The organism is Psychrilyobacter sp. (assembly GCF_049671765.1).
In the GTDB taxonomy this organism is placed as follows: Bacteria; Fusobacteriota; Fusobacteriia; order Fusobacteriales; family Fusobacteriaceae; genus Psychrilyobacter.
Map to the genome: position 1 here is coordinate 1 of NZ_JBATVM010000166.1, position 3,433 is coordinate 3,433.

Below are 3,433 nucleotides of genomic sequence, written 5' to 3' on the forward strand. Positions count from 1 at the left end.
AATTAGATAAAACAAAAACAATCTATGTTCATTGTAGAACAGGAGAAAGAAGCTACAATATGACATTGATGCTTCAAGCAAAAGGTTATGATGTTAAAAATATTGCAGGAAGTTATGAATTTGTAAAAATGTATGAAGAAGTATCTTGTTATAACGATAAAACAAGGGAAAAAATAATGATCGGTGACTGTGTTGGTTGTTGTGCAACTTTAGAAAATACAAAGTTTTAATGAAAGATTATTAATTTAAAATAAAATAAGAGGAAAAAAACTTCCTCTTAAATTTTACAATATATAACGTGAAAAAATATACAAATTTAATTATTTATTTTAGGGGGAAAGAAAAAAATGAAAAAAAATCAATTTTATCCAGGATGGATACTTTTTGCCATTGCCATTGCATTTACAGCATATGTAAACGGAGTTAGTCATAAATTAGGGTTATTTACAATAACTGGTCTAGGAATTGGATATGTAATGCAAAGATCTAGATTTGGATTTGCAGGAATAGTTAGAAAGATGCATTATATGGGAAATTCATCTTTACCAAAAGCAGTATTGTTTTTGCTTAGTATTTCCCTTATTGTGGTCGCAGCTATCCAATATAATGCACATATAAATGGCTTAGTAATACCAGGGATGTCATCGGTAAAAACAATTAGTATGTTAACAGTTATAGGAGCATTTGTATTTGGAATAGGGATGATGTTTGCTGGTGGATGTGCATCAGGAACATTAACAGATTTAGGAGAAGGGTATGTAAGAGCAGCAATATCCCTATTATTTTTCTGTATTGGTTCAGTAATTGGAGTAGCTCATTTAGACACTCTAAAGCATTCAGTTTTAGCTAGTGGATTTAAATTTTATTTCCCAGATTATTTTGGTTATTTTGCTTCTGTAATGTTGTTTTTAGCTTTTTATGGACTTATGTATCTGTTAATTAAAAAATACGAAGCGAAAAGAAAAAAAGAAGGGAGTTATATTAGTGAAGGATACGAAGAATGGGAAAAAGATCTTCCAATAAAAAATGAAACTGAATATAATATGTTTTCTTTTGAAACTTATCATAAATTTTTTGTTAAAAGGTGGTCATTTTATATAGGTGGTGTACTTTTATCTGTAATGTTCTTAGTAGTACTAACTACAACTGGTAAAAACTGGGGTGTTTCAACAACATTTGCTTATTGGGGAGGATGGATTTTACAATTATTTGGTGTAGATCTTTCTGGTATAGGATTTTTTCAAACAGATAAAGCTATAAAAATAATGGCAAATGGATTCTTTAATGATTCTGGATCTCTTAGAAATTTAGGCATAATGGTAGGAACAATAATAGCTTCACTTTTAGCAGGTGGACTATCTATAACTAAAAATATGAATTTTCGAAAAGTCATAGGTTATATCTTAGGTGGGTTATTTATGGGATATGGCGCTAGACTTGGTTCTGGATGTAATATTGGGGCTTTCTATTCTGCACTATCTTCTATGTCCCTAAGTGGTATAGTATTTGGTGGTTTCTTAATTTTAGGTGGGGTTACAGGTCTTAAATTAGTAGACAAATTTAAACTATAATAACAAAACAGTTTGGATCTTTTCTATAATTCCAAACTGTTTTTTAAATATAAATTTATTAATAAAAAAGGAGTTAAAGATGTTAAAAAAAGATATAAAGAAAGTAGACATACTTTCACTAGCTATAGGTGCTATTATTGGAACTGGAGCATTTTTATTACCAGGAACTATGTTTTTGAAAGCCGGTATGCTTAATTCTATTATAGCTATTTTTATAGGTGGATTAATAATGGTAATTATAGAAAAAAATTATGGTTATTTATTAAAAAAATACCCAGTAGCAGGAGGGGAATATGCTTTTACTTATGATTCTTTTGGTTGGAAACATTCGCTTATTTGTGGTTGGTTTTTAGTTTTAGCATATGCTAGTATGGTTCCATTTAATGCAACTGGGTTAGCTTTTGTTTCTAAATTCGTAATGCCTGGTATTTTGAAAGTTGGATTTTTATATAATCTTGCAGGTTCAAATATATATTTAGCTGAAATAGGAGTTTCTTATTTTGCATTATTTTTATTTGCTTATTTAAATATCAAAGGAGTTAAATTAGCTTCTAATTTTCAAAATATCATGGTTTTAACTCTAGTTGGGATTGTTTTTTTATTCTTGAGTGTAACTTTAGCTAAAGTTGGAATAAGAAATGAATATACAACTACGTTTTTAAATGGTCAAAATATTAGTATTTCAGGGATATTGAAGGTTCTATCTATCGCACCTATGCTATTTGTTGGTTTTGATTGTATCCCACAAGTGGCAGAAGAGCTTGAGTTTAATGCTCATGAAGCATCAAAATTAGCAATTTTTTCTATAATAATTGGGGCTATAATATATTGTTCTATTTTATTTTTTACTAGTTTTGGGATTAGTTTAAATGAAATAATAGATGGGGATATAGTGTGGGCAACTGGGCATACTGTTGAATATTATTTTGGGAAGGTAGGATTGTGGATTTTAGCTTTAGCACTTATTTCTGCTATAATTGCAGGGATTAATGGTTTCTATATGGCATCTAGCAGACTTTTATTTGCTATGGCTAGAGGAAAGATATTACCTGATTTCTTCGGAAAATTAGACCCTAAATCTCATACTCCTAAAAATGCTATTTTATTTATCCTTGGGATATCATTGGTAGCACCATGGTTTGGAAGGAACGTTTTATCATGGATAGTTGGAACATCTAGTGTTGGAGCTGCAATTGGTTATTTATATACTAGTTTATCATCTTTTAAGTTGTATAAAAAAGAACATAATAAAATTTATTTACCGGCTGTTATAGGCTCTTTCTCAGGAGTAATATTTTTGATTTTACTATTATTTCCAGGATTAAATAGTTCTCTGTCTATTCCATCCACTATTATTTTGATGGTCTGGAGCTTAATTGGGTATTTTTTTTATAGATTTTATGATCTCAAAGTAACCCATTATAGTAAAGAAGAATTAGATGAATTAATTTTAAATAAGATTAAATAATAAATCTCAAAGGTAGGAACCGATACCCTTTGTCAAGGATATAAAAAAGAGTAGATATGATCTTTATCATAATCTACTCTTTTTTTTTGAATTTGTTAAGCCAAAACTATAATATTGAATTGTAAAAATAATGTTGGTAGGACATTTCAAAGGAAGGGATGTAAGAATTAAAAAATAAATATTAAATTTTTGTCATCAAACTTTCATTAAGCAAGAGTAAGATTGATATATAAATCTAATTGAAATGATTAAAAGACGAGGGGGGATTTTAAGGATAAAGGTAGTATTTAGAATTTTTTTTAACTAAAAAACGAAAGGAGAAAAAATTGAAAATATTAATAGTAGAGGATGATAAAAGAATTAGTAAATTTTTAGAAATAGAATTTTTGAGAGA

The 3,433-nt window shown here is 28.7% G+C and carries 3 protein-coding genes; all 3 read left to right on the top strand.

Annotated features, from left to right (window positions below; translation table 11 throughout):
- Positions 1-230: rhodanese-like domain-containing protein (locus WBG30_RS07790; protein WP_424504078.1), on the top strand; the 230-nt coding region annotated here is incomplete at its 5' end.
- Positions 231-347: 117 nt separating this feature from the next.
- A complete protein-coding gene (locus WBG30_RS07795) occupies positions 348-1,571 on the top strand; it encodes a YeeE/YedE family protein (protein WP_424504079.1) in 1,224 nt (407 codons plus the stop codon).
- Positions 1,572-1,650: 79 nt separating this feature from the next.
- Positions 1,651-3,039, top strand: coding sequence for an APC family permease (locus WBG30_RS07800; RefSeq protein WP_424504080.1), 1,389 nt, complete (start codon positions 1,651-1,653; stop codon positions 3,037-3,039).
- Positions 3,040-3,433: the final 394 nt, after the last annotated feature.